The sequence below is a fragment of the Kribbella caucasensis genome, from assembly GCF_004361855.1.
In the GTDB taxonomy this organism is placed as follows: domain Bacteria; phylum Actinomycetota; class Actinomycetes; order Propionibacteriales; family Kribbellaceae; genus Kribbella; species Kribbella caucasensis.
In genome coordinates this window covers 24231-48468 of sequence record NZ_SNWQ01000006.1, presented here as the reverse complement: position 1 = coordinate 48468, position 24238 = coordinate 24231, and the positions used below count along the sequence as shown (strand labels likewise).

The following is a 24238-nucleotide window of genomic DNA, read 5'->3' as shown; positions in this document are numbered from 1 at the left end:
TCAGCCCTTTCCGGCCAAGACGTCCTCGACCTTCTGTTTGACGCCACCGAGCGCCGCGGCCGCGGTCTGCTTGCCGCTCCAGACATCGTCCAGCACCGGCCGGTAGATCGTCCGGGCCCGTTCGATGTAGCGGCTGAAGTTCTCGTTCACCGCGTTCGCCAACGCCTGCGTCACCAGCGCGAGGTTGGCCGGACCCTTGTCATCGGCAACGAAAAGCGACGACGACGTCTTGCTGACCGGCATGAACCCGCGCGACTCCGCCAGCAACTTCGACGCGTCCGCGCCGACGCAGTACTTGAGAAACTCCCAGGCGGCGTCCGGGTCCTTGGAGGCCTTCGGGACCGCTAGCACCGTCATCGTGTTCACCGTCTTGCGGGCGACCTTCATCGGCGGCGGGAAGATGTCCCACTTCACCTTCGCGTTGGTCCGCAGGTACGGGATGCCGCTGGTCAGGGCGAGCAGCATCGCGGCCTTGCCGGTGCCGAGCTGGGACAGGGCCCAGTTCGGGGTCTGCCGGCCGGCGGTCACCGTGGCGAAGTCCGGATGCACCTTGTGGACCAAGGCGAGATCGGCGATCCACTGCACTGCCTCGGCGGCCGGCCCTTCGGCCAGCGTGAACCGGGTCGCGTCTTTGGAGTAGATCCCGTCGCTGCCGTTGTTGACGGTCCAGACGGTCTCCAGGGACGTGTCCGGGAAGATCAGCGCGCCCCAGCGTTCGCCGTTCGGCTTGGTCAGCTTCTTCGCCGCGTCGAGGAAGTCGTCCCAGGTCCAGCCGGATGTGGTCCACTCCTTCGGCGGCAGCGGTACGCCGGCCTCGGCGAACGCGTCGACGTTGCAGTAGATCACCCCCGGGTTGGTCATGATCGGCCAGGCAGCGTGCGCCCCGTCCTGCTGTTTGGGGAAGTTGAAAGCGACCGGGAAGTAGTCGTCCGGCTTGATCCCGTCCTTCTCCAGGTAGGGCCGGAGATCGAGCAGCGAGCCCTCGGCGTGGTATCCGGCCACGTAGTCGTCGTTGATCCGGATCGCGGTCGGCGCGGAACCGGACGCGAGTACGGTCCGTAGCTTGGTGTCGTAGTCGTCGCCGGGCACGGACTGGATGTCGATGCTCCGGCCGGCGCCCTTGGCCCAGTTCTCCGCGACGGTGTAGAGCGGGGAGCCGGACGTGGTGTCCCAGGTCAGGAACGAAACGTTGCCACCGGCACCGGATCCGTTGCCGTTGCATGCCGTCATGGGGAGCCCGAGCGTCGCCGTACCGGTGGCCAGGCCGATGCCCTTCAGCAACGATCGGCGGGAGAGGTTCTGACCGGTCATGGTGAAGTCCTTCCTAGTTCGTGCGGAGTTTGGCGATCGCGTCCTCGTCGAGGTCGATGCCGAGGCCGGGCAGTTCCCAGGGCGTGATGACGCCGTTGACCGGGACGAGCGGGTTCCGCCAGATCGGGGTGTCGTCCAGGATCGGGTTGTGCTCGATGTTGTACTCCTGCGGATACACACACGCGGGGGTGCTGACCCACAGATGCGCGTGCGCCGAGGTGCCGACCGTCTGCTGCGTGTTGTGCACGGTGATCGGCTTGGTGTGCGTGTCGGCGAGTACGGCGATCTTCTTGAACTCCGTGATGCCGCCGCACTTGATCACATCGGGTTGCAGGATGTCGACCCGGCCCTGCGTGATCAGATCCCGGAACTGCCAGGTGGTGTACTCCTGCTCGCCGACCGCGATCGGGATGTCGACCGCGTCCGCCAGCCGCCCGTACGCCGCGTAGTCGTGGGCGGCAAGGGGTTCCTCGAAATGCCAGACACCGAGTTCCTCGAGCGCGTGGGCGACCTTGATCGCGGTGTGCTCGTAGTACGCGTTGTTGACGTCGACCAGGATCGGGAAGTCGTCGCCGACCAGGTTCCGGACCGCGGTCACGGTGGCGATCGTCTGGTCGAAACCGTCGTCGTGCATCCACGGGGTGGCGGAGTGGATCTTGTAGCCGTGGAAGCCTTTTTCCTTGTACCCAAGGGCGCGTTCGGCCTCCTCCTGCGGAGTCATGCTGCGCGACATGGAACTCGCGTACACCTTCGCCGCCGGCCGGTACTTGCCGCCGAGGAGTTGGTAGACGGGGAGGTTCGCGGCCTTGCCCAGGATGTCCCAGAGCGCGATGTCGATGCCGGCGATCGCATTCAGCTGGGCGCCGGACGGACCCAGCTTGTAGGGCTTGGTGTAGAGGCGGCGCCAGAGCCGCTCGATGTCGCTCGCCTCCTCGCCGATCAGCAGCGGCTTGAGGGCGTGCTCGACAATGCTGTGCGTGACGTGGGCGTTCATCGGGCTGACCTCGCCGATCCCGGTCAGGCCCTCGTCGGTGAGGACCCGGACCAGGTGGATCCGGTCGAGCAGGATGATGGATTCGATCTCGGTGATCCGCATACTCAGCCTTTCAGGCCGGACATGGTGATGCCCTGGACGAAGTACTTCTGTGCCACCAGGAAGAGCAGTAGCGGCGGCAGGATGGTGAGGGTGGCGGCCGCCATCATCAGGTTGGTCTGGGTGAAGTACTCGCCCTTGAACAAGGCGAGCGCGACCGGCATCGTCTGCAGCCGGGTCGAGTTGAGGAAGATCAGCGGACCGAACAGGTCGTTCCACGAGGCCATGAAGGTGAGCGCGCCGACTGCGGCCAGGGCGGGCTTGACCTGCGGCAGCATGATCCGCCAGAAGGTGGTGAAGACGGAGGCGCCGTCGAGCTTGGCCGCCTCCTCGAGTTCGTTCGGGATGCCGCGGAAGGCCTGCCGGAGCAGGAAGGTGCCGAATACCGGGGTGAGCACATTGGGCACCCACAACGGATAGTGGGTGTCGATCCACCCCATCTCACGGAACAACATGTACTGCGGGACGAGGTACACCATGCTCGGGATCATCGCGGTGCTCAGCAGCAACGCGAACGCGGTCCGCTTGAAGACGAAGTCGAGCCGGGCGAATCCGTACCCCGCCAGCGCGGCGAAGAACAACAGGAACCCGACGTTGAGGCTGGCCAGTTTCACGCTGTTGAGGAAGAACGGCAGCAATCCGTCGGCGGCCTGGGTGTAGTTGGACCACAGGAACGTCGTCGGGATGAAGGTCGGCGGCGTTCGCAGTACCTCGTTCTCCGGCTTGAGTGAAGCGCTCACCATCCACAACATCGGCAGCGCGAACACGACGGCCAGGAAGTGCATTACCGCGAAAAGCACTACCCGCCGTGGAATCCGCCGTTCAGTTGTCCGTTCAGTTGTCATAGTGGACCCACCGCTTCTCCAGCTTCCACTGGACAGCCGTGACGAACCCGACGATGATGAACAGCACCCAGCCCATCGCCGAGGCGTAGCCGAGCCGGCCGTGCCCGAACGCGGCCTCGTAGATGTGGAAGATGAACACCGACGTGGCGTTGTTCGGCCCGCCCGACGTCATCACGTAGATGATCCCGAACACCTGGAACGACGAGATGAACTGCGTGATCGTCAGGAAGAAGAGGCTCGGGGTGAGCAGCGGTACGACCACGGACCAGAACCGGCGCCACGCGGTCGCGCCGTCCACCGTCGCCGCTTCGAGCAGCGACTGGTCGATCGACTGCAGACCGGCGAGCAGGATCACCATCGGATAGCCGACGCCCTGCCAGATCGCCACCACGATCACGGCGACCAGGGCGGTCCTGGTGTCGGACAACCAGGCCGGGCCGTCGATGCCGATCGTCTTGAGCGTGGAGTTGAACAGCCCGTTGTCCGGTTCGTACAACCAGAACCAGACGAAGCCGATCGCGACGACGTTCGTCACGACGGGGGAGTAGTAGAGGGTCCGGAAGATGCCGATGCCCTTCACCTTCTGGTTGCACAGTACGGCGAGTCCGAGGCCGAGCATGATCGTGCTCGCGACCACGGCGATCGTGAAGACGACCGTGTTGCGCAGCGAGTCGTAGAAGGTGTCGTCGGCCCGGAACAGTTCGACATAGTTGCCCAGGCCAAGGAACTTCGGCTGGTTCAGCCCGGACCAGTTGGTCAGCGAGACCACCAGGGAGGCGGCGACCGGGGCGAGCTGGAAGAAGAGGACGCCGAAGATCACCGGGCCGACGAACAGCCAGCCGGCCAGGTTCTGCCGCCGGCGCCGGCGGGGCGGCGTACCGGCTGTCCTGCGTTTGGTCTTGGTCTGCGGGCGGGCGGGACGGAGGGCGGTGGCGGTCATTGCTCCCCCTCTGCCGGATTCGGGGTGTGCTGGGTCGGGCGTGCTGGATCGGGGCGTGCTGGATCGGCCGCCGGGGTGCACGGCGGCTGTTAGTTGCTATGGGCAAGCAGAAGTGCTCGGCGAGTGGGGTGGGTGCTCGCCGGAACGGGGCTGTCAGCGAGAGATTAGGCCGCGGGATCCTGATACGCAATAGTTCATGGATTCGTATTCATGAGCTACTGCGCACGGGCCCTGTTCGGTACTCAGGGAGCCGGGTAACGTCACGCCATGACCACCACCGCCACGCGTTCGCCGTACCTGATGCGGGCCGGACTGGTCCGCAATGTCCGCAGCGGTGAGCATCTGACCACGTTCGTCGTGGCCGGGGTGGCCACGGTGCTGATCACCCGGGCGTTTCTCTCCCTCAGCGGCTACCCGCAGATCGGTGGCAAGGGCCTGCACATCGCGCACGTCCTGCCCGGTGGCCTGCTGATGCTGGTCGCGATCTATCTGCTGCTCGCGTACGTCGGTCCGGTGGTCCGGCCGGCGGCCGCGCTGATCGGCGGTGTCGGGTTCGGGCTGTTCATCGACGAGGTCGGCAAGTTCGTCACCTCGGACAACAACTACTTCTACCAACCGACCGCGGCGATCGTGTACGTCGTGTTCGTGCTGATCGTGCTCGGCAGCCGGTGGCTCACCAATCGGCGGCCGATCGATCCGCGCGAGCAGTTGGCGAACGTGGTCGACTACGCGGTCGAGGGGGTGGTCGGCGGGTTGTCCCGGCGACGGCTCGCCCAGGCCGCGGGGCAACTGCGGCAGATCGATTCCGAGGTCGCCGGGCGAGTGGAGACCAGGGCTCTGCTCCGTGCGGTCCCGCCGGACGAGGTCGAGCTCGCGGCGCCGGTGGACGCCGCGTGGCGGGCCCTGCAGTCGGGGTTCGACCGGTTGGCGACGCATCCGCTGGCGCCGCGGATAGCGGTCGGGGTACTGGCACTGCAGGCGCTCGGGGCGCCGGCGATCGCTGCGGGGATCCGGTTCGACCGGGGGCAATTGCTGACCGACCTGGCTGTGCTGGGGGTGGCCGCGGGGAGCGTGTTGTCGGCCCACTTCACGCTGCGGGGCTGGTTGCGGCTGCGACGCCAGGACAGGGCTCGGGCGGTTCGGCTGTTCGAGTTGGCCGTCCTGACTTCGCTGCTGGTGACGCAGGTGTTCCAGTTCGCCGGCACGCAGTTCGCCGCAGTCGGCGGGATGCTGCTTGACCTGGTGTTGCTGGGGCTGCTCGGTGCGGAGAGCGACCGGTTGCGCCGGGAGGCTGAGGCTGCTGCCGCTAGTAATCCTTTGTAGGTCCCCAGTCCTCGCGGCGGCCGAACAGTGGCGGTGTCATGGTGGCGACGAAGTACACGGCACCCGCTGCGAGCAGTGCTGGTACCAGGCCGATGCCGGTGATCGCCATGCCTGCGACAACGCCGCCCAGTGGTACGCCGATCCACGCGACGGCGTCGGCGAGCGAGTTGACCCGGCCGAGCAGTGGTCGGGGGATCCGCTCGAGGAACAGCGCGCCGAGCACGGGGTTGATGAAGCCCGCGCCGATACCGCCGATCGCGTAGACGAGCATCACGCCCCAGACGGGTGCGTCGAACGCCATCACGACGAACCGCGGCGCACCGCAGATCAGGAAGGCAAGGGTGAAGACCAGTTTGCGCGGCAGCCTGTGCCCGATCGCCGACGCAAGCAGGGCGAACGCGGTGGCTGTGAGGCCGAACGAGGTGAGGATGAGGCTGGTGTGGCCGGGACCGTAGCCGTGGTCCCTGATCCAAACGGGCAGTAAGACCGCGGCGACGGCTGCGTCGAGCAGGTTTGTGACAGCGATCATCAGGACCAGCGGCATCATCAGTTTGTCCGTCCGCAGGAACCGCCAGCCCTCCCTCAGGCGCTGTACATAACTGTCTTCCTCTGGGGTTTGCGGCTTCTGGTGATTGCTCGGCACCCAGCGGCGGATCAGTAGGGCGCACACCCCGAACGACGCGGCGTCGACCCATAGCGCGTTGACCTCGCCGACCAGGGTGATCAGCCCGCCGGCCACCGCGAACGCGATGAACCCGGCCAGCCGTTCGGTAGTGCTCTCCAGCCCCGTCACCCGCTCCAACGGCACCCTCGCAGCCGTGGCGATGTCCGGGATCAACGTGCCCTTCGCCGCATCACCCGGTCCGCGCAACGCCCCGGCCGCTGCGACCAAGGCGAGCAGCACCGGGAACCGCAGTACATGCAAGGTGTGCAGCAACGGGATCAGTGCAACCACGACCATGCTCGCCGTGTCGGCAGTGACACTGACCCGCTTCGGCCCGACCCTGTCGATCACCGGTCCGCCGACCGCCTTGCAGACCACCAGCGGCAACATCTCCGCCATCGCCACCAGTCCGGTCTTCAGCGGTGACCCGGTACTGACCAGCACGAACCAGGGGATCGCGATCGCACTCACCCTGGTTCCGCAGATCGACACCACATTCGCCACCAGGAACGCGACCAGCGGCACCCTGTACGGCGTACCGGGGGTGGCCGTAGTTTGTTGGGTCATCCGAGGTCCCGGCGGTATGCCTGCAGTTGAACGGATACCTGCGAGGCGCCCTCGGGCATCGGCGCGGTCAGATCGGCCCGGTACTTGTCCAGCACCGCGGTGACCTCGGTCATCATCGCCTTCAACTCGGCGGCGGTCAGATGGAACACGTAGTCCGAGAGCAGCGTCGCCTCCCGCCACTCCGGCTCCAGGGTCTGCCACTCGTCGATCGCGCGGAACATGTTCTCGGCGTAGGTCTGCCCGATCCCGTGCAGGAACCCCAGCGCCAGCTCCGGCTCGCTCTGCAGCATCTCCGCCGCATCGAACTCGGTCCCCTGGTGAGCCGCCTTCCACCACCGGTCCCGGGCGTTCCCCCGGTCCGCGTCCTCCACCACCAGCCCCGCATCGGCCAACTGCCGAAGGTGATAACTCGTAGCCCCCGTGTTGACCCCTAACCGCCCCGCCAGCGTCGTCGCCGTCTGCGGCCCATAAACCCGCAACAGTCCGACAATCCGATTCCGCATCGGATGCGCCAACGCCCGCAACAACCCCCCGTCCAACCGAACCGACCCCCCACCGGCCCCACGTCCGCCCCCGCCCCCGCCCACGGCGCTCCCGCCCCCGCCGCTCCCGCCTCCGCCGCTCCCGCCTCCGCCCAGGGCGCCCCGGCTCTCGCCCGCCTCGCCCTGAGCCCGTTCCTGCTTCTCCGCCTGTCCCTCACTCATGCCGAGGAGGCTACGACTGCACAATCAGTTTGCAAAGAGTATTTGCAAATTGATTCTGCGATCGGTTGTCCACAACTCCAGAAGTCGTCCTCAGCACCTGCCCGAGAGCCCTGCATCTTCTCTGGTGAGACCAAAGAGACCCGACCGACCTGGCCGGGCCGGGAACTGACAGAGAGGTTCTGACCATGCTGCGGGTGATGCTCGAGGACACCGACTACTGCGATGTCCCAGCCGACTTGATGTCCTTCGAGGACGGCGTCGTCGTCTTCTGGCGCGACGGGGAGGAGGTCGGCCGGCACCGCCAGGCCCGGATCCGCGCCCTCGAACTCATCGGCTCCCGCTCGATGGGCCGCCGGATCGAGGAAACCCGGAAGACCTACCCGAACGCCTACCGCGGCTGGACGGAGGAAGAGGAGGACGAGCTGAAGCAACTGTTCGCCGAACACGCCACCCGGGACCAGCTCGTCGCCGCCCTCGGTCGCCAGCCCGGCGGCATCGCCAGACGCCTCCGCCAGCTGGGCCTCCTCGGCGAAAACGAGAAACTCCGGTGACCTCGAGATGACGGGCGGTGACCCAGAGATGACCGGTGGCGGTGACCCCGAGATGACCAGGGGACACCCCGGCGACCCCGGAAGACGAGACCCTTTTGTGATGCGGTCCCGCGGTCGGAGACAATGGCGCGATGCAAGCAGCGCTGGATCAGCCCCCCGCCCAGGCACCGGACGACGAGTCCGCGTCCCTGAGTGCGATCCGGTCCGCCCTCCTCTCGCCGGTAACCTTGGTGCGAGCGATCGGCTCCGGTCGTCGCCGCGGTGCGGCAGCACCGCAGTTCCAGCGGGTCGAGCTCCGGTACGTCGACCTCAAGGGCGTGCGCCGGCTTCAGCTGACGGAGTTCGACGAACGCCAGGCCCATACCCGCAATCTCAACCTCGAGCCCGCCGGCGCCGACCAGGTGCCGGAGGCCGAGTCGGTGGTAGCCGAGTTGCTGACCGCGGGGTACGGGAGCTGGCACGTGGACTCCACGGACCAGACCCTGCGCCTGCGCTACACCAAGAAGGGGAAGCTGCTGCTGCACCGGGAGGACGCCAGCCGGGAGCAGCGGACCGACCACGACCGGGTGAAGCAGCGGGTGCTCGACCCGGCGGCGCCGTTCCTGATCGAGCTCGGGATCAGCGACCACCACGGCCGGGTGAAGCCGTCGCGGCAGTCGAAGTACAAGCAGATCGAGGAGTTCTGCAAGCTGCTCGCCCCTGCCCTGGAGGAGGCGATCTCGGCCGGGCGGATCGCGGCGGACCGGCCGCTGCACGTGGTCGACCTGGGCTGCGGCAACGCCTACCTCACCCTCGCGGCGTACCACCTGCTCACGGCGGCGGGCCACGACGTGCGGATGACCGGTATCGACCACAACCCGGCGGCCCGCGAGCGGAACACCAAACGGGTGGCCGCCCTCGGCTGGCAGGATCACCTGCACTTCGTGGACGCGACGATCGCGGACGCGCAGGTCGAGCTCCAGCCGGATGTCGTGCTGGCGTTGCACGCGTGCGATACCGCGACCGACGACGCACTGGCGCGGGCGGTTGACTGGGAGGCGCCGTTGGTGCTGGCGGCTCCGTGCTGTCATCACGACATCCAAAAGCAGCTCAAGAGCGTCCAACCACCGGCGCCTTATGCGCTGATGACGAGGTATGGCATCGTTCGGGAGCGGTTCGCCGACATGTTGACGGATGCGTTGCGTGCGGCGGTGCTGCGTCAGGTCGGATACCGGGTGGAGGTGGTTCAGTTCGTGGACAGTGAGCACACGCCCCGCAACCTGCTCCTCCGCGCCGCCCGGACCGGAGCTACGGCCGGGCCCGAGGTCCGGTCGGAGTACGAGGCGCTGGTCGGCGAGTGGCAGGTCAAGCCACGACTCGCGGCGCTTGTCCTGGATCCCGAGCGCAAGGCGGTGTCTTGAGCTTGCTGCGCAAAGTCCTGACCCTGACCGCGATCACCCTGCTCAGTCTGGCGGGGGTCGCCCTTCCCGTCGGTTCGGCCTCAGCGGCGGACCCGTCGCCGACGGAGCCGAAGAAGCTGTTCACGATCCGCGACGACCGGGTGGACGAGTCCTCGGGGCTGGCGAAGAGCCAGAAGTACGAGGGCATCTGGTGGACGGTCAACGACTCCGGTGACACCGCCCGGGTGTTCGGGATCAACGCGAACGGCAAGGTCAAGGCGGTGCTCAGTTTCAATGCGCCGGTGCGTGACGTCGAGGCGATCTCGGTGGACCGCGAGGGCACCATCTACATCGCGGACATCGGCGACAACCGCTCGACCCGGGAGACGATCGAGGTCTACACGATCCCCGAGCCGGCCGAGCTGGCCGACGAGGAGAACGTGAAGTACCGCCGGTACGACTTCGAGTACCCCGACGGGGCGCACGACGCCGAGACCCTGTTGATCGCGCCGGAGACGAACCAGATGTACTTCGTCACCAAGGTGAAGAGCGGCAAGGGCGGCTTCTACGCGGCACCGGAGGAAGCGTCCCGTCAGGGCACCAACGAGCTCACCAAACTGGCTGACGCGCCGGCTGGAATCACCGACGGCACGTTCATGCCCGACGGCCAGCGCGTCGTACTGCGCACCTACCTCGACATCGCCACTGTTGCCTGGGGCGCGAAACCCGCTGTCGTCGGCCGAGCCGCCATGCCCCTCGCCCAGGGCGAATCGGTCGCCGTCGGCACCACCACCAACACCGTCCTCGTCGGCAGCGAAGGCAGCAACTCGGCCGTGTACGAGGCCCAGGCCCCGGCCCGCAAGGCAGCCGCCACGCCCAAGCCGACCGCAACCCCCACCGCGGCCGCGTCCGGCGACACTGACGAAACCAAGAAGAGCAACAACCTCCGCTGGATCCTCGTCGGCGCCGCCTTCTTCGCCTTCGTCATCACCATCATCACTTTCCCCCCAGGCCGCCGCGAACGCCTCGACCGCCAAGCCGAAAACGCCCGCCTCACCGGCCAGCCCCCACCCACCCCCCGCCGCCGCACCCCGGTCTAACCCCACCAGGCACCCCGGACCCCGGCCGACCCCGCCACGCCCGCCCGCGCTTGCCGCACCCCACGCCAGCCGGGCGCCACCGGGACCCCGGCCGAACAACCCCGCCACGCCCGCCCGCGCTTGCCGCACCCCACGCCAGCCGGGCACCACCGGGACCCCGGCCGACCCGCCCCGCCACGCCCGCCCCCGACACGCCAGAGCCCCCGCGACCGTGAACGGTGCGGGGGCTCTGAAAACGTGCTTCAGCGGAGGGCGTCGACCACGTAGTCGATGGCCTGGGTGAGCTTCTCGACGTCGTCGGGGTCGACGGCCGGGAACATCGCGACCCGCAGTTGGTTGCGACCCAGCTTGCGGTACGGCTCGGTGTCGACAATCCCATTGGCGCGCAGCGTCTTCGCGACCGCGGCGGCGTCGATCGACTCGTCCAGGTCGATGGTGCCGATGACGAGCGAGCGAGCGTCCGGGTCCTCGACGTACGGGGTCGCGTAGTCGGACTTCTCGGCCCACGTGTAAAGCCGGTTGCTGGAGTCGGTGGTCCGCCCGACGCTCCAGTTCAGACCGCCCTGGCTGTTGATCCAGTCGGTCTGCTCCGCCATCAGGAACAGGGTCGCCAGCGACGGGGTGTTGTAGGTCTGGTGCTTGCCGGAGTTGTCGATCGCGGTGGCGAGATCCAGGAACGCCGGGATCCAGCGACCGCCGGCGGTGATCTCCTCGACCCTGGCCAGCGCGGCCGGCGACAGGATCGCGATCCACAGGCCGCCGTCGGAGGCGAAGCACTTCTGCGGCGCGAAGTAGTAGGCGTCGACCTCGTTCAGGTCGACCGGCAGGCCGCCCGCGCCGGAGGTGGCGTCGATCGCGACTAGCGCGCCCTCGTCGGCGCCCTCGACCCGCTTGACCGGCGCCATCACACCGGTGGAGGTCTCGTTGTGCGGCCAGGCGTACAGGTCCACGCCCGCCTCGGCGACCGCGACCGGCCGGCTGCCCGGGTCGGCCTTGAGCACGCTCGGCTCGCCCAAGTGCGGCGCGAGCTGCGCGGCCTTGGCGAACTTCGAGGAGAACTCGCCGAAGCTCAGGTGCTGGCTCTTCTCCCGGATCAGCCCAAACGTCGCGATGTCCCAGAACGCGGTCGAGCCGCCGTTGCCGAGCACCACCTGGTACCCGTTGGGCAGCTGGAACAGGTCGGCCACGCCCTGCTGCACGCGGGCGACCAGGTTCTTGACCGGCGCCTGGCGGTGCGAGGTGCCGAGCAGCTTGGCGCCCTCGGTCGCGAGCGCGGCGACGGCCTCCGGGCGCACCTTGGACGGACCGGCACCGAACCGGCCGTCGGCGGGCTTGAGCTCTGCGGGGATTGTGATGTCGCTGGTCACCAGCGGTTCCCTTTCGTCGTCTGGCTGAATCCACGCCGACGACGCTGTCAGCAACCACAAGTCTTCCACATCCGCCGAAGCCCCCCGTAACCAGGCCCGCCCCCCGGACTCCGCCGCCGCGCACATCTCGAGGGCTAGCTCTTCAGGTTGATGGTTGCCCCCTCGGAATCTCGGTGGGCAACCATCAACCTCGGAGGTCAGCCTTTGAGATGCGCCCGGGGGTTACTCGTGTTTGCGGGTGATCTTGTGGGTGCCGGTGAGGACGGCTACGGGGCCCTCGGGGGTGTCGGTCCATTCGCCGCAGGCGCCGCCGCCTTCGGCCACGGCCAGTTCGAGCGGGCTGCCATCCATGTGGAGGGCGGGGTGGTAGTACTCGGCGACCTGTTCGGCCTCGCCCTGGATGTAGTGGCCGATCAGGGCCCGGCGGAACCGGTCAGTGGTGATGTTCGGGGCGCTGCCGTGGACCAGCGCGCCGTGGAAGAACAGGACGTCCCCGGCCTCCATCTCCACCGGTACGGCGGCGTCCGCGTCCGGCAGCGGCACGGTGACGTCGGTGAAGCTGATCTTGGTGTCGGCCTTCTCGGTGCACAGAATCGGCCACCGGTGGCTGCCGGGGATGACCTCGAGGCAGCCGTTCTCTTGGTCCACCTTGTCGAGCGCCATCCAGGCCGCGACACACGTACCAGGCTCGGCCTTCAGGTAGAAGTTGTCCTGGTGCAGCGCCTGACCACGGGCACCCGGGGGCTTGAAGTAGATCATCGTCTGCACCGCGTACGGCGACCGGCCGAGCAACGCGGTCATCACGTCGTCCAGGCGGTCGTCGATCATCCACTGCAGCGACACCTCGTCCCACCGGTGCATCTGCGCCATCCGTGGGTACCGCTTCAACGGATCCCGGCTGCTCGCCTCCACACCGACCACGTCGCCGCCGTACGAGCCCCGTTTGCGCAGCACCATGTAGTGGTCCCGCAGCTTCTCGACCTCATCCGCCCCGAACAGCCCGCGCACCAGGGTGTACCCGTCGGCGTCGAACTCTTCCTTGAACGAAACGCTCATCCAAACCTCCGCTAGATCCCGGCCGATCCGTCCAAGCGGATCCCGTCCATACAGCTAGTCTGAGGTTCCATGCACTATTCGGGCGACGGATGAACGGCGCAGGGAGTTGGACTTTTGACGCAGAATCGAGGTCTGGCCGATGGCGTCCCGCTGGATCTGCGGCTGTTGTCGCCGCCGACCTTCTGGCGCTGTGAGCCGAGTTGGTCCTGGGTGTCGCGCCCGCTGCCGGACTACCTGCTCTGGTGTGTGCTGGACGGAATCGGCCGGATGGAACTCGACGGCAGGACGCGGGAGCTGGGGCCAGGGGCGTGTGCGGTCTTCGCGCCGGGGGACGCCCCGACGGCTACCCATGACCCGCGTCGGCGCCTGCTCGTCTTCGGGATGCACTTCGAGCCCAAGCCGGGCAGCAGCCTGCACCCGGAGTCCGTAGTACCGGGGGAGCGGTGGTGCGACCTCCCGGACCGGGTGTTGCTCGGTGCGCTCGCGAAGGCGTCCGATGCCGCGTACCGGAGACAGGACGCGCTCGGGCAGCGGCAGGCCGAGCTGTACCTGGAACAACTGCTCTGTGAGATCTGGGAAGCGGCCCACAGTCCGGGCAAGACGGCGACCGACACGGCGATCGAGGAGGTCGCCCAGCTGATCCGTCAGGATCCGGGGCGCGACTGGAGCGTGAAGGAAATGGCCGCGCTGGCCGCGCTCTCGAGGGCCCAGTTCACCCGGCGGTTCGTCGCGCAAGTCGGGATGCCGCCGGCGCAGTACCTGATCCAGGCCCGGATCGACCGAGCCCACCAACTGCTCACCGAAACCACGATGTCCGTCACCCAGATCGCGGCCGCCCTCGGCTACACCGACGTCCCCTACTTCAGCCGCCAATACAAACAACGCACCGGCGCCTCCCCCCGCAACACCCGCTCAGCCTGAGCGAATCGGTCGAGCAAGGGGTCGGAGGTGTATCTGCACCACTCAGTAACCGCTGCGGGGCCGTGTTCGGCGCGGGGGTTCAGGCGTGGGGGTGCGGCGCCGCCGGTGGTTAGTGAGTGGTGCAGATACGCTCCTTGACGCCTACGCCCGCCAGCGCTCCAGGATCTCGTCGAGCTGGTCGCGGATCCGGTCCCGGGCTTGCTGGCGGGGGACGCCGGCCATCAGGAGTTCGTCGTACGGCGTGTCCTCGTGGCGGATGGAGGCGACGACGGCGAGCGTGATCGCGTTCTCCTCGAGCGCTCGGCCCGCCGCTGATCGGCCGACCCGGCCGCTGCTGCGGGTCCCCGCGTGCTGGGCGATCGCCTCCCCGCGGCCGGGTGGGCAGTTCGGGAACAGCCGGACGATCTCGGTGGCCATGCGTTGCTGGAACTCCACGTCCTCGACCGCGCGCATCTCCCGGGCCCGCTCACGTTGCCGGGCGCGTACGTCGTCGTCCGCGAGGCACTGTTCCTCGGCCAGCTCCAGGGCGGGCTGCTCGACCAGCACGCCCTGGCGTTCGTACCGCTTGCGCGCCCGGCTCCACCGCACCACGATCGCCGACAATGTGCTGGCCTTCCGCGCCCGCCGGGTCAGGGCGGTGTCGCCGCGTGGGAGGAACACGAGGTGATCGAGATCCACACAGGCGAGGCAATGCGGTGCGTCGTCCTCCAACCGCATCAGGTCGGCGTCAGTGGTCCCGCACTCGGCGCAGGTGAACGCCTTCACCGGCGAGATCACCAGCAGATCATCCGTCACGGGATGAACCCTAACGTCCGAAGAAACTTGGCCTATGACCCTCGATTCTTCGGACGCAAGGATCAGGTCCAGGCGGGGTTCCAGCCTTCGACGGAGTTGGCCGGGCGGGTCGCGGGGCCGGAGTACAGGGCGGACGGGCGGATCAGGCGGCCGGTGCGCTTCTGTTCCAGCACGTGCGCGCTCCAGCCGGCCGTCCGGGCGCAGGTGAACATCGAGGTGAACATCGGCGGCGGGACCTCGGCGAAGTCGAGGACGATCGCGGCCCAGAACTCCACGTTCGTCTCCAGCACCCGGTCCGGCCGGCGCTCGCGGAGCTCGGTCAGCGCGGCCTGCTCCAGCGCCTCGGCCACCTGGTAGCGCGGCGCGTTGAGCTCTTGCGCCGTACGCCGGAGCACGCGCGCGCGGGGATCCTCGGCCCGGTAGACCCGGTGACCGAATCCCATCAGCCGCTCACCGTTGTCGAGCAAGCCCTTCACGTACGCCCGCGCGTCGCCGCCCTTCTCGACGCCCTCGATCATCGTCAGCACCCGGGCCGGCGCACCACCGTGCAGCGGGCCGGACATCGCCCCGACCGCACCCGACAGCGCGGCGGCCACATCGGCGCCGGTCGACGCGATCACCCGGGCGGTGAAGGTGGACGCGTTCATGCCGTGCTCGGCGGCCGACGTCCAGTACGCGTCGACGGCCTTCACGTGCTTCGGATCGGGCTCGCCGCGCCAGCGGATCATGAACCGCTCGGTGATCGTCTGCGCCTTGTCCACCTCGCGCTGCGGCACCATCGGTTGCCCGATGCCACGAGCCGCCTGGGCGACGTACGAAAGAGCCATCACGGCCGCGCGGGACAGGTCCTCGCGGGCCTGCGTGTCGTCGATGTCGTAGAGCGGCCGCAGTCCCCAGGCAGGCGCGAGCATCGCCAGCGCGGACTGCACGTCGACCCGGATGTCACCGGTGTGCACCGGCAGCGGGAACGGTTCGGCGGGTGGCAGGCCCGGGGTGAACGCACCGTCGACCAGCAGGCCCCAGACGTTCTCGAACGGCACCCGGCCGACCAGATCCTCGATGTCGACCCCGCGATAGCGCAGCGCCGACCCCTCCTTGTCCGGCTCGGCGATCTGGGTGTCGAACGCGACGACTCCCTCGAGACCGTGCTGAACCTCGGTTCTCGGATCCGACATGCCACTCCTTTGTGTCCGTCAGGCGCCCAGGCAGCATAGTTCGCGGCCGAGGGCCGTGTCTGCAGGCCCCGCGCGTGCTGCGCAGCACTCGGCGGGCGCCTCGCCGCACTGGAGCAAAGGCCACGATGCTCCGCATCGAGACCTTCACTCCAGCACGCCGAGGCACTCCGCCGAGCACTTGCTCGCGACTGCGCGGGACCAGCAGACACGGCCCGCCGGAACGGACAGCCCCGTGACCGTTCGAGGCCCTAACCTCGTGCTATGGACAAGCCGAAGCCGCTCCTCGGTATCCCCGTCGGTCTGGTCGTGGGCTGGCTGGGCACGACAGTCGCCTCGTACGCCGGGGCGAAGGTGAACGTCGTGCGAACCGAACGTCTCAACACCGATCTGGCCGAGAGCCTGCCGTGGGTGGTGCTGTTGCTGGTCGCCGCGGCCGTGATGGGTCTGCTGATGGCGATCCGGGCGATCGGGGCCGGCGTGATGGTCGGGGCCGGTGGGCTGATGGCGGCGGCCGGTCTTGCCGTCCAGGTGCTGCCGATCCGGACCGCCATCGACCTGGCCAGGCTGTTCGACCTGCCCGGCCAGCGACCGTTCGGCTACATCATGTGGGACGGCTCCGTGCTGTTCTTCGGCATGCTCCTGCTGGTCGCCGGGATCGGCCGCTGGATCTCCGACGCCCGCCGGACGCCGAAGCAACCCCAGCAGATCCAGGACACCCCGAACTTCTACCCGGGCTACCCGACCCAGCCGCAACACCCCGGCTACCCCGCCCAGCAGCCCAACCTGCACCAGCCCGGCCAGCAGCCCGGCCTGCACCAGCCCGGCCGGCAACAGCCTGCTCACCCAGGCCAGCAGCAGCCCGGCCAGCACCAGCCCGGTCAGCAGCACCCCGGCCAGCAACAGCCTGGTCAGTGGCCCGCCCACCCAGGCCAGCAACCGCCAGGCCAGCAATCGCCAGGGCAGCACCCAGGCCAGCAGAACTTCCCGCCGCCGCGCTGACCTATGTCCCTTCGAGTTTCTGCACCGCGGTGTCCAGCAGGTGGTGCGACAGGTTCGACAGCGCCCGCGCCACCGCCAGTTCGTCGCCGATCACCGGGACGTTGCTGTCGGCCGTACTGCGCCGCGCGGACCCATGCCCCATCACCGCCTCCAGGTCGTCGATGGTCAACCGCGCCTCGGCCGTGGTCTGCTGATCCTCCTCGGTGATCCGGAGCTCGACGGTCCAGCTCTTCGTGACCGGCACGGTCGCTCCTCAGAACATGGGCGCCGGGCCCGGCGCGGCTGCCTGACGCCGATGGGTCCGGACCCGTTTGAGCTCCCGCTCGGCGTGCCGCGGATCGGGCAGGATCACCACCGGGCAGGTCGCGTGCCGGATGACGTGCCGGCTGGTCGACCCCACGAGCGCGTCGTGGATGGAGCCGTGGCCGTGGCTGCCGAGAACCAGCAGTTCCGCGTCCACCGCCGCCATACAGAGCCGCTCGCTGGGCCGCCCCTCGACGGCCAGGCGCTCCGTCTCGGGTGGCGGGTCGTCGAGCTCGGCCAGGGCTTCGTCCATGACCCGGTCCAGCACCTCTTGGGCATGCTGCCGGGCCTCTTCCGGACTCGTTGAGTTACTGGAATGCAGGCCGTCCCACCACCACACCGAGACCGCGCGCAGCCGGCAGTCCCTGCGGCGCGCCTCGTCGAAGGCCCAGTCGAGCGCCTTCCGTCCGGCGGGAGAACCGTCAACCCCGCACACGATGAATGACTTCCGTGCGTCCATGGGTGCACCTCCCCAAAACAGCTGTCCCTCTCAGCGTGCGCCCGCCCCGCCCAACCGTCCAGACGTGCCTGACTAGAGTTGCCAGCGTGGACCTAGCAGAGATGCGGCGGACCTACGGACTCGGCGAACTGCTGGAGGACCAGGTCGACCCCGATCCGATCAAGCAGTTCGGCGTCTGGCTCGCCCAGGCCACCGAGGCCGGCCTCGCCGAGCCCAACGCGATGGTGCTCGCGACGGTCGACGCCGACGGCCACCCATCCGCACGGACAGTCCTGCTCAAGGGACTCGACGAACGCGGCTTCGCCTTCTACACCAACCAGCAGTCCCGCAAGGCCGACGACCTGGCCACCAACCCGTACTGCGCTCTGGTGTTCCCGTGGCACGCCATGGAACGCCAGGTCCGGGTCGAAGGCATCGCCACCAAGCTCCCGGCAGAAGAGGTCGACGCGTACTTCGCGACCCGGCCGCGCGAGTCCCAACTGGGCGCGTGGGCCTCGCAGCAGTCCCAGCCGGTGGAATCGCGCGAAGAGCTGGACCTGCAGTACGAGTCGTACGAGCGGCAATGGCCCGAGGGGACCGAGATCACCGCGCCGTACTTCTGGGGCGGCTACCGGATCGAGCCGACGGCGTTCGAGTTCTGGCAGGGCCGGACCGGGCGCCTGCACGACCGACTCGCCTACCGCCGGACCAGTTGGTCGTCGGAGTCCTGGGAGCTGATCCGGCTCCAGCCCTGATCCTCGCGGAACCCGTGCCGCTGCCACCAACGCGCAAGCGGCGCCGGTGCCCACCAGTTGACCCGGCCGAGCAGCCGCATCGTCGCGGGCACCAGCAACGCCCGGACCACGGTGGCGTCGATCAGGATCGCGAGCACCAGGCCGACACCGATCATCTTCACGAACACGATGCCCGAGGTGGCGAACGCGGCGACCACGATGATCAGCAGCAGGGCCGCGGACGTGATGATGCCGCCGGTTCGCTGCAGCCCGAGGGCGACGGCGCGGGTGTTGTCGCCGGTCCGGTCGTACTCCTCCCGGATCCGGCTGAGCAGGAACACCTCGTAGTCCATCGACAACCCGAACAACACCGCGAACAGCAGCACCGGGTTCGTCGCGTCCAGGAACCCGGCTGGGGTGAAGTCGAGCAGCCCGGACAGATGGCCGTCCTGGAAGATCCACACCATCGCGCCGAACGACGCCGCCAGTGACAGCACGTTCATCAGCAACGCCTTAGCCGGCAGCACAACGGAGCCGAAGGCAACGAACAGCAGCAGGAACGTCACGATGATGATGAACCCGGCCATCCACGGCGCTCGTTCGGCCAGCACGTGCAACAGGTCCATCAGCAACGCGGTCTCGCCACCGACTTCAACGGAGGTCCCGGATGGCGCCGCGATCGCACGCACGTCACGTACGACGTCCCGGGCCGGCAACTCCTGCCCTGTGATGTGAGTGTGCACCACAATCGAGGCAACCCCGTCCTTGTACCCGCCGATCCGGACGCTCTCCACCTCACTGACCCGACTCAGCTCACTCACGTACGGCGCGAGCGCGGCCGTCGGATCCGCCGGCGCCGACGCGAACCGGACGGCAACCAGTACGTCGGAACCGCCCGCGCCGGCGAAGTCGTTCTGCAACGTCTCCGTGACGGTCCGGCTCGTCGCCCCGGCCGGCAACGCACGGTGGTCGACCCCGCCCAATTCGACCCGCAGGAAGGGAATCCCGAGCACCAGCAACAGCGGAACCAGAACCACGACGTACCGGATCGGCCGGCGCATCACGCTCTGCGCCAGCTTGTACCAGGCGCCGTGCTCGGTCGTTCCAGCCCGGCGCGCGAGACCCGGCACCTTCAGCCTGTTCACCCGATGCCCCAGTACGGCGAGCAGTGCCGGCAACGCGGTCAGCGCGGCAACCATCGCCACCACGACGGCCGCGGCGCCGCCGTACGCCATCGAGCGCAGGAACATCACCGGGAACAGCACCAGGCTGGTGATCGCCACGCCCACGGTGATCCCGGAGAACGCGACGGTCCGGCCGGCCGTGCTCATTGTGGTGATCAACGCAGTCTCGACGTCGTCACCGGCCGCCAGTTGCTCGCGGAACCGAGTGACGATGAACAACGCGTAGTCGATCGCCAGGCCGAACCCGATCATCGTCACGATGTTGATCGAGAAGATCGACACATCGGTGAATTGGCTCAGCGCCCGCAGCAGCACGAACGCACCCAGGATCGCCAAACCCCCCACGAACAAGGGCAGACTCGCGGCCACCAGACCACCGAAGACGATCACCAGCAGGACCAGCACGATCGGCATCGAGATGCTCTCGGCCTGGACGATGTCGTGCTCGGTCTGCGTGTTCACCTCGTCGAACACCGCGATCTCGCCGCCGACCTGCACGTCCAGCCCGTTGGGTGCCTGGCGCAACTGGTCCGCGATCCGGTGGAACGCGTCGAGCCGCTGCATCGGGTCGTCGCCGGACAGCGTCAGTACGGCGTACGTCGAGTGCTGGTCCTCGGACACGAACGCGGGGGAGCGGGTGGTCCAGAAGGTCGCCTTGCCGACCACGTCGGTCGCCGGCAGCGCGGCCAGGTGACTGTCGACGCTCTGCCGGAAAGCTGGTGAGGACACCGCCTCGGAAGGGCTGCGGTAGAGCACGATCACGTCGGTGCCGACCCGGCCGATGGACTGCTCGATCGTCCGGACGGCGCGGCCGGCCTCGGTGTCGGGCGCCTCGAACCCGCCGTTCGCCAGCGAGTCGAAGACGCCGGTCCCCCAGGCGATCGCGGCGGCCACGAAGATGCCGGTCAGGGCGAGGACCAGACGGCGGCGACGGTAACTGAACCGGCCGAGCGATTCGAACACAAACCCTCCCCAGGGCGGGTACATTGAACAGAAGTCGCGGGAGTGAACAGTGTTAACGGTTAACAGTGTTCACTGTAGGCGACGACCCGGTCTCGTTGTCAAGAAAGGTCTTCGTGGAACTCAGTACCCGGCGCGATCGGCGGCGCGCGGAGGCGGTCGTGGAGATCAAGTCCGCGGCCCGCAAGCTGCTGGTCGAAGGCGGCGCCCCGGCCATCGGGCTGCGCGCGGTCGCCCGCGAGCTCAACCTCAGCGCACCGGCCCTCTACCGGTACTTCGCCAGCCACGACGACCTCGTCTCCGCACTGGTTGCCGACCTGTACGACGAGCTCACGGCGTTCCTGATCGAGCTCCGCGACACCGGCGCTGATCTCGGCGAGCAGCTGTTCCTGATCGCGGGCGGGCTGCGGGATTGGGCGCTGGCGCATCCGGCTGAGTTCGGGCTGATGTTCGGGTCGCCGGTGCCGGATCCGGAGGCCGTCGAGCACGAGCTGACCCCGAGCCATCAGGCGGCGATGCGGTTCGGCGCGGTGTTCAAGGATCTGGTCGCGCAGGTGTACTGGCAGCGGCCGTTCCCGAGCCCTCCGGACGCCGAGCTCGGGCCCGAACTGGTGGCCCAGCTCGAGCAGAAGTCGGAGTTCTTCGACGGGATGCCGGCCGGGGCGATCTACCTGTCGCTGACCTACTGGACCAGGCTCTACGGCCTGATCTGCATGGAGGTGTTCGGCCAGCTGCACTGGGCGCTGGAGGACGCCGGCGCGTACTTCGACGCCCAGCTGCGGGAGATCGGCCAAGCGCTCGGCCTGGACTGCCCACCGGGATGAGCGCAAAAAAAGAGACCCGCGGACACTTCCAGAGACACGATCGGGTGATCGCACGCTGGGTCAGGCGGACTTTCCTGACTGCCCGCGGGCCCGGTGGCTGGCGTTGAACTGGCCGACCACTTGCCCACTAACTAGTGGTTGGCGGTCAGCCCGCCGCCACCTCACGAGTCCGATAGCAATTCATGCGTTGGACCACCTCCCTTCGCGTGTACACAGAAACCTACGTCCCAAACCGAACACCTTCAACTAGTTTTCGCCAACAGATGAACGGCGGCTCGTGGTCCCATTGGAACCATGGTGTTCAGGCTCGGACTACCCGTACTCATCCTGCTGATCGGAACCGGCTGGTTCGCGTGGTCGTCGTACCGCCGGGCCGCCGCCGCGGAACGGGCCCTGATCGACCTGACCAGCGAGAACAAGGCGCTGATCCAGGAGGTCCGGGCGCTCGAGAAGGCGGTCGCGGCCGCAGAGCAGGGTCTGCGTACGCTCAGCTCGCATCCATCGGTACCGCGTGACGTCGCGGTCACCGCCGACCTGACGCTCGCCGACATCCGGCGACTGACCGAACGCAAGGAGCTCGACACCTGATGGCAAAACTGGGGACCTCGACGTTGAAGGCACCGGGCAAGGGGGGTGGCGTCAAGGCCAAGGTGATCGGCGGGCTGATCCTGCTGGTGATCTTCCTGATCGTGCTGTTCAACATCTTCAACTTCGCCGACACCGACGCGAACAAGATCGGCCTGCACTACGGCGGCGGCGTGGTCGAGGAGAAGAAGTTCAAGTCGATCATCCCGCCCGGTGCGACGAACAAGCTGATCGGTCCCGGCGACACGGTCTACGACTACCCGATCGACCAGCGCTCCTACATCATCGGCGGCGCCGGCGCGGACACCGAGAACGCCGACGAGGTGACCGTCGTCAGCAAGGACAACGTCCGGCTCGGCGTCCGGGTCCAGGTCTACTTCACCCTCAACCGGGACCAGGCCGTGATCCAGTCCTTCCACGAGCGGATCGGGCTGAAGACCGACGCGTACGAGCCGGCCGGCTGGGACGCCATGCTGCAGTCGTACTTCCGGCCGCAGATCGACCGCGCGCTGGCCGCCGTCGGGACCAACTACAACTGGGCCGAGCTCTACAACAACGAAGCGAAGAAGTCGGCCTTCCAGACCGCCGCGGCCAAGGAGTTCACCCGGCTGCTGCCGGCCGCGGTCGGCGGCGACTACTTCTGCGGCCCGTCGTACACCGGCAACAACGCCTGCGGCGAGCTGTCGTTCACGATCCAGAAGCCGACCCCGCTGGACAAGGGCATCATCGACGGGCTGGAGGCCAAGCAGCGCGCCGAGCTGGCCAAGCAGGCGCAGGAGCAGAAGAACCAGCAGGTCAACGTCGAACTGCAGTCGGTCAAGCAGCAGGTCGCGATGCTGGGTGCGAACGGCTACCTGCTGAAGACCGCGATCGAGTCGGGCAAGATCCAGTTCATGGTGATCCCGCAGAACGGCAACGTCAGCATCCCGGTCCCGACCCCGACCCCGACGACCCCACGCTGATCCTGCCGGAGTAGTTGCCGTGTCCGCGCTGCCGTCGCATCTCGAGCTCGTTCAGGGCATCGTGCTGCCCAAACCGGTCGGCGCGGACCCGGTGCTGGACTTCCTCAACACCCGGGCCGGCTGGGTCGGCCGCGGCCCGGCCCGGGTCGAGTGGCTGACCAACTACGAGGCCCTCGCCCTGTGGACCGGGTACGTGGGCCTGCTCCCCGACGCGACCGTTGGCCGCCTGGTCACGGAGGCGTCGACCCAACCGGTAGAGGCGGCTCGCCGGCTGGCGGCCGCCGTGGAGTTCAGGGCCGACCTGTACGACGTACTCACGGACTCCACGGCGACCGCATCCTTCGAAGCCGTCGCCCGGGTCACCCAAAAGGCCAGCGCCCGCCGACGACTCATCGCAGTACCAACTGATTCGCCAGGTCTCGAAGCGTCCTGGGAGCTACCCGAAGACCTCAGCCTTCCTCTCGACCACCTGGCCCTACTTGCCGCGGACCTTCTCACCGGCGACGACCGTCCGCACATCCGCCTTTGCCCTGGCGACTCGTGCGGCTGGCTCTTCCTCGACCCCCGAGGCCGCCGCCGCTGGTGCTCCATGTCCACCTGCGGCAACCGGGCCAAGGTCCGAGCCCACGCCGCCCGCACCCGCTAGGACGGCTGGCCGGTCGGCATGATGGTGAGCTGCTGGAAGTTGACCCGGGCCGGCTGGGCGGCCAGGAAGGCGATCGACTCGGCGATGTCCTCGGCGGTGAGCCAGGTGATGGCCTCCTTCGAGTCGGCCAGCCAGGCAAGCGCGCCCTCGTCGGTGACGTGGTCCTGGAGTTCGGTGCCGACGATGCCGGGCTCGATCGCCGAGACGCGGACGAACTTGGCGCCCAGTTCGGCCCGGAGGGTGCGGGACAGGTGGGTGACGAACGCCTTCGAACCGGTGTAAACGGCGAAGGTGGGGAAGATGTTCTGTGCGCCGATCGACGACGTGTTGATCAGGTCGGCGACGCCCTTGGCCTCGGCGGCCTTGATCAGCTGCGGGACGAAGGCGCCGATGGCGTTCATCAGACCGGAGATGTTCGTGTCGATCTGACGCTGCCACTGGTCGGCTCGGAGTTCGTCGATCGGCGCCGGCAGCATCACCCCGGCGTTGTTGAACAACAGATCGACGGTGCCCAGCTTCGACTCGACCTCGGTGGCGACGTTCCGCAGTACGGCGGCGTCGGTCACGTCGGCCGCGAAGGCCAGCGCGGTGCCACCATCGGACTCGATCTCCTTGACCAGGCTCTCCAGCCGGTCGGTGCGGCGGGCGAGTAGGGCGACCGCGGCGCCGCCCGCGGCGAGGCGCTTGGCGGTGGCCGCGCCGATACCGCTGGACGCGCCGGTGACGACGGCGACGCGGCCGGTCAGGGTGGGGTTCTGGACGGTCATGAGGGTTGTGATCCTTTCTGCTGCGGCCGGTCGGCCGCACCACT

25 protein-coding genes are annotated in these 24238 nt (G+C 68.1%); 11 read left to right on the top strand and 14 right to left on the bottom strand.

All coding sequences use genetic code 11. The features are described 5' to 3' along the window. Genes EV643_RS13905 through EV643_RS13890 form a run of 4 tightly spaced genes read right to left on the bottom strand, consistent with a single transcriptional unit; the run spans position 1 to position 4189 of the window. Positions 1–1311 (bottom strand): ABC transporter substrate-binding protein, encoded by a 1311-nt coding sequence (locus tag EV643_RS13905; protein ID WP_133800476.1) that lies wholly within the window; start codon positions 1309–1311, stop codon positions 1–3. Positions 1312–1324: 13 nt separating this feature from the next. After that, positions 1325–2407 (bottom strand): mandelate racemase/muconate lactonizing enzyme family protein, encoded by a 1083-nt coding sequence (locus EV643_RS13900; RefSeq protein WP_133800475.1) that lies wholly within the window; start codon positions 2405–2407, stop codon positions 1325–1327. Positions 2408–2409: 2 nt separating this feature from the next. Beyond that, positions 2410–3204: a carbohydrate ABC transporter permease gene (locus EV643_RS13895; RefSeq protein WP_238165578.1), complete on the bottom strand. Its 795-nt coding sequence runs from the start codon at positions 3202–3204 to the stop codon at positions 2410–2412. Positions 3205–3238: 34 nt separating this feature from the next. Continuing rightward, complete coding sequence (locus EV643_RS13890; RefSeq protein ID WP_133800473.1) at positions 3239–4189, bottom strand: carbohydrate ABC transporter permease; 951 nt, start codon at positions 4187–4189, stop codon at positions 3239–3241. Positions 4190–4456: 267 nt separating this feature from the next. Between EV643_RS13890 and EV643_RS13885 the strand changes: the two genes are divergently transcribed. Further along, entirely contained in the window at positions 4457–5512 is a 1056-nt protein-coding gene (locus tag EV643_RS13885) for a hypothetical protein (RefSeq protein WP_238165577.1), read from the top strand. Here the strand turns inward: EV643_RS13885 and EV643_RS13880 are convergent. Both EV643_RS13880 and EV643_RS13875 read right to left on the bottom strand, forming a co-directional pair. After that, positions 5496–6743: an MFS transporter gene (locus EV643_RS13880; protein WP_133800472.1), complete on the bottom strand. Its 1248-nt coding sequence runs from the start codon at positions 6741–6743 to the stop codon at positions 5496–5498. The two genes, EV643_RS13885 and EV643_RS13880, sit on opposite strands and share 17 nt — an antisense overlap. Then, positions 6740–7246 (bottom strand): helix-turn-helix domain-containing protein, encoded by a 507-nt coding sequence (locus EV643_RS13875; protein WP_166665440.1) that lies wholly within the window; start codon positions 7244–7246, stop codon positions 6740–6742. The genes EV643_RS13880 and EV643_RS13875 overlap by 4 nt, the downstream gene beginning before the upstream one ends. 386 nt (positions 7247–7632) lie before the next feature. Between EV643_RS13875 and EV643_RS13870 the strand changes: the two genes are divergently transcribed. From EV643_RS13870 to EV643_RS13860, 3 genes are all read left to right on the top strand, one after another. Beyond that, positions 7633–7998 (top strand): hypothetical protein, encoded by a 366-nt coding sequence (locus EV643_RS13870; protein WP_133800470.1) that lies wholly within the window; start codon positions 7633–7635, stop codon positions 7996–7998. Between the two features lie 131 nt (positions 7999–8129). Then, positions 8130–9398: a class I SAM-dependent methyltransferase gene (locus EV643_RS13865; protein WP_133800469.1), complete on the top strand. Its 1269-nt coding sequence runs from the start codon at positions 8130–8132 to the stop codon at positions 9396–9398. After that, positions 9395–10477 (top strand): hypothetical protein, encoded by a 1083-nt coding sequence (locus tag EV643_RS13860; RefSeq protein ID WP_238165576.1) that lies wholly within the window; start codon positions 9395–9397, stop codon positions 10475–10477. Before EV643_RS13865 ends, EV643_RS13860 begins: the two co-directional genes overlap by 4 nt. Positions 10478–10719: 242 nt before the next feature. Here EV643_RS13860 and serC read toward each other — a convergent pair whose 3' ends face one another. Together serC and EV643_RS13850 are read right to left on the bottom strand one after the other, a co-directional pair. Beyond that, on the bottom strand, positions 10720–11844 hold the full coding sequence (gene serC / locus EV643_RS13855; RefSeq protein WP_133800468.1) for a phosphoserine transaminase: 1125 nt from the start codon (positions 11842–11844) through the stop codon (positions 10720–10722). A gap of 222 nt (positions 11845–12066) precedes the next feature. Then, positions 12067–12900 (bottom strand): phytanoyl-CoA dioxygenase family protein, encoded by an 834-nt coding sequence (locus tag EV643_RS13850; protein WP_133800467.1) that lies wholly within the window; start codon positions 12898–12900, stop codon positions 12067–12069. Positions 12901–13014: 114 nt separating this feature from the next. Between EV643_RS13850 and EV643_RS13845 the strand changes: the two genes are divergently transcribed. Then, on the top strand, positions 13015–13821 hold the full coding sequence (locus tag EV643_RS13845; RefSeq protein ID WP_133800466.1) for a helix-turn-helix domain-containing protein: 807 nt from the start codon (positions 13015–13017) through the stop codon (positions 13819–13821). 141 nt (positions 13822–13962) lie between these two features. Here the strand turns inward: EV643_RS13845 and EV643_RS13840 are convergent, their stop codons facing one another. Together EV643_RS13840 and EV643_RS13835 are read right to left on the bottom strand one after the other, a co-directional pair. Further along, positions 13963–14616, bottom strand: a complete 654-nt coding sequence (locus tag EV643_RS13840) for a DUF2293 domain-containing protein (RefSeq protein WP_133800465.1) — start codon at positions 14614–14616, stop codon at positions 13963–13965. Positions 14617–14678: 62 nt separating this feature from the next. Beyond that, positions 14679–15791 carry a citrate synthase 2 gene (locus tag EV643_RS13835; RefSeq protein WP_133800464.1) on the bottom strand — a complete coding sequence of 371 codons (1113 nt, stop codon included), beginning with the start codon at positions 15789–15791 and terminating at the stop codon, positions 14679–14681. A 261-nt stretch (positions 15792–16052) separates the two neighbouring features. Between EV643_RS13835 and EV643_RS44840 the strand changes: the two genes are divergently transcribed. Next, complete coding sequence (locus EV643_RS44840) at positions 16053–16790, top strand: hypothetical protein (protein WP_202869547.1); 738 nt, start codon at positions 16053–16055, stop codon at positions 16788–16790. 1 nt (position 16791) lies between these two features. On the opposite strand, the gene EV643_RS13825 is transcribed toward EV643_RS44840, so the two are convergent. Together EV643_RS13825 and EV643_RS13820 are read right to left on the bottom strand one after the other, a co-directional pair. After that, positions 16792–17034: a DUF1876 domain-containing protein gene (locus tag EV643_RS13825; RefSeq protein ID WP_133800463.1), complete on the bottom strand. Its 243-nt coding sequence runs from the start codon at positions 17032–17034 to the stop codon at positions 16792–16794. Positions 17035–17043: 9 nt separating this feature from the next. Then, the gene (locus tag EV643_RS13820) at positions 17044–17553 is read right to left on the bottom strand and encodes a universal stress protein (protein ID WP_133800462.1); all 510 of its coding nucleotides are present in this window, start codon (positions 17551–17553) and stop codon (positions 17044–17046) included. 86 nt (positions 17554–17639) lie between these two features. Between EV643_RS13820 and pdxH the strand changes: the two genes are divergently transcribed. Further along, on the top strand, positions 17640–18287 hold the full coding sequence (gene pdxH, locus EV643_RS13815; RefSeq protein WP_238165575.1) for a pyridoxamine 5'-phosphate oxidase: 648 nt from the start codon (positions 17640–17642) through the stop codon (positions 18285–18287). On the opposite strand, the gene EV643_RS13810 is transcribed toward pdxH, so the two are convergent. Continuing rightward, the gene (locus EV643_RS13810) at positions 18230–20413 is read right to left on the bottom strand and encodes an MMPL family transporter (RefSeq protein ID WP_133800461.1); all 2184 of its coding nucleotides are present in this window, start codon (positions 20411–20413) and stop codon (positions 18230–18232) included. The two genes, pdxH and EV643_RS13810, sit on opposite strands and share 58 nt — an antisense overlap. A gap of 113 nt (positions 20414–20526) precedes the next feature. Here EV643_RS13810 and EV643_RS13805 point away from each other — a divergent pair, with 113 nt between their 5' ends. The 4 genes from EV643_RS13805 (at position 20527) to EV643_RS13790 (ending at position 23427) form a co-directional block, all read left to right on the top strand. Next, on the top strand, positions 20527–21234 hold the full coding sequence (locus EV643_RS13805; RefSeq protein ID WP_133800460.1) for a TetR/AcrR family transcriptional regulator: 708 nt from the start codon (positions 20527–20529) through the stop codon (positions 21232–21234). Positions 21235–21528: 294 nt separating this feature from the next. Continuing rightward, positions 21529–21822, top strand: a complete 294-nt coding sequence (locus tag EV643_RS13800; RefSeq protein WP_238165574.1) for a hypothetical protein — start codon at positions 21529–21531, stop codon at positions 21820–21822. Further along, positions 21822–22781: an SPFH domain-containing protein gene (locus EV643_RS13795; protein WP_133800458.1), complete on the top strand. Its 960-nt coding sequence runs from the start codon at positions 21822–21824 to the stop codon at positions 22779–22781. Before EV643_RS13800 ends, EV643_RS13795 begins: the two co-directional genes overlap by 1 nt. A 19-nt stretch (positions 22782–22800) precedes the next feature. Further along, a complete protein-coding gene (locus EV643_RS13790) occupies positions 22801–23427 on the top strand; it encodes a CGNR zinc finger domain-containing protein (RefSeq protein WP_133800457.1) in 627 nt (208 codons plus the stop codon). Here EV643_RS13790 and EV643_RS13785 read toward each other — a convergent pair. After that, positions 23424–24194 (bottom strand): SDR family oxidoreductase, encoded by a 771-nt coding sequence (locus tag EV643_RS13785; protein WP_133800456.1) that lies wholly within the window; start codon positions 24192–24194, stop codon positions 23424–23426. The genes EV643_RS13790 and EV643_RS13785 overlap by 4 nt on opposite strands. Between the last annotated feature and the right edge of the window lie 44 nt (positions 24195–24238).

Excerpts from the sequence above, each read along its gene's own strand:
- EV643_RS13905 (WP_133800476.1), bottom strand. The coding sequence starts at position 1,311 with ATGACCGGTCAGAACCTCTCCCGCCGATCGTTGCTGAAGGGCATCGGC.
- EV643_RS13900 (WP_133800475.1), bottom strand. The coding sequence starts at position 2,407 with ATGCGGATCACCGAGATCGAATCCATCATCCTGCTCGACCGGATCCAC.
- EV643_RS13890 (WP_133800473.1), bottom strand. The coding sequence starts at position 4,189 with ATGACCGCCACCGCCCTCCGTCCCGCCCGCCCGCAGACCAAGACCAAA.
- EV643_RS13885 (WP_238165577.1), top strand. The coding sequence starts at position 4,457 with ATGACCACCACCGCCACGCGTTCGCCGTACCTGATGCGGGCCGGACTG.
- EV643_RS13880 (WP_133800472.1), bottom strand. The coding sequence starts at position 6,743 with ATGACCCAACAAACTACGGCCACCCCCGGTACGCCGTACAGGGTGCCG.
- EV643_RS13875 (WP_166665440.1), bottom strand. The coding sequence starts at position 7,246 with ATGCGGAATCGGATTGTCGGACTGTTGCGGGTTTATGGGCCGCAGACG.
- EV643_RS13870 (WP_133800470.1), top strand. The coding sequence starts at position 7,633 with ATGCTGCGGGTGATGCTCGAGGACACCGACTACTGCGATGTCCCAGCC.
- EV643_RS13865 (WP_133800469.1), top strand. The coding sequence starts at position 8,130 with ATGCAAGCAGCGCTGGATCAGCCCCCCGCCCAGGCACCGGACGACGAG.
- EV643_RS13850 (WP_133800467.1), bottom strand. The coding sequence starts at position 12,900 with ATGAGCGTTTCGTTCAAGGAAGAGTTCGACGCCGACGGGTACACCCTG.
- EV643_RS13835 (WP_133800464.1), bottom strand. The coding sequence starts at position 15,791 with ATGTCGGATCCGAGAACCGAGGTTCAGCACGGTCTCGAGGGAGTCGTC.
- EV643_RS44840 (WP_202869547.1), top strand. The coding sequence starts at position 16,053 with ATGGACAAGCCGAAGCCGCTCCTCGGTATCCCCGTCGGTCTGGTCGTG.
- EV643_RS13820 (WP_133800462.1), bottom strand. The coding sequence starts at position 17,553 with ATGGACGCACGGAAGTCATTCATCGTGTGCGGGGTTGACGGTTCTCCC.
- EV643_RS13800 (WP_238165574.1), top strand. The coding sequence starts at position 21,529 with ATGGTGTTCAGGCTCGGACTACCCGTACTCATCCTGCTGATCGGAACC.
- EV643_RS13795 (WP_133800458.1), top strand. The coding sequence starts at position 21,822 with ATGGCAAAACTGGGGACCTCGACGTTGAAGGCACCGGGCAAGGGGGGT.
- EV643_RS13785 (WP_133800456.1), bottom strand. The coding sequence starts at position 24,194 with ATGACCGTCCAGAACCCCACCCTGACCGGCCGCGTCGCCGTCGTCACC.